Here is a 619-nt window from a genome sequence, read left to right on the forward strand (position 1 = left end):
CATCGAGGATATCCACTCCACTCCTGCCCGCGCGGTCAGACGGCGGCGGCCTGGACGAACAGTGACAGGTACATCGCCACCACCGCGAAGCTGCCCCATAGCAGCATGCTGGCCACACCCACCACGCCGGCCATCCAGTAACGCAAACCGCGACCAAACACCGCCACCAGCACCACCAGCACCGGGCCGGCCCAGACCCACGGGTAGGCGCTGGCGAATGCCGCGGAGAGTGCAGGCGGGGCCATGCCCGCCCCCAGCAAGGGCGCCAACAGGCGCGGCAGCAGCGCCGCGCCCATCGCTGTTACCAGCACTGCGGTCACGCCGCTGCAGACCAGCCCCAGCACCAGTGCGCCCAGCCCTACCGCGCCGCCGGTGGCGCCTTTCAGCATGCGCTGCAGCAGGCTCACCGGCTGCGCACCGTCTGCAGCACATCGGCCAGGGTGTCGGCGTGGGGCGCGATTTCCTGCGCCACCCAGCCCAACCCGGCGGAAAATACCAGCACGCCGATCAGCGGCCAGAAGGTATGGGCCAGGCACAGCCGCCACCAACCCTGCGCGCGCATGCCCTGCATGCGCCGGTACAACCCGCCTGCAATGGCCGCATCGACCAGCAGTTCGGC

The 619-nt window shown here is 70.1% G+C and carries 1 protein-coding gene and 1 pseudogene; both read right to left on the minus strand.

The annotated features are described in order from the left end of the window. Positions 1-35: 35 nt before the first annotated feature. A complete protein-coding gene (locus tag DBR34_RS15765; RefSeq protein ID WP_128097497.1) occupies positions 36-407 on the minus strand; it encodes a hypothetical protein in 372 nt (123 codons plus the stop codon). Next, a pseudogene (locus DBR34_RS15770) lies at positions 404-619 on the minus strand (hypothetical protein); the annotation flags it as partial. The pseudogene DBR34_RS15770 and the gene DBR34_RS15765, both read right to left, overlap by 4 nt.

The organism is Stenotrophomonas sp. HMWF003 (assembly GCF_003061285.1).
Taxonomy (GTDB): domain Bacteria; phylum Pseudomonadota; class Gammaproteobacteria; order Xanthomonadales; family Xanthomonadaceae; genus Stenotrophomonas; species Stenotrophomonas maltophilia_AP.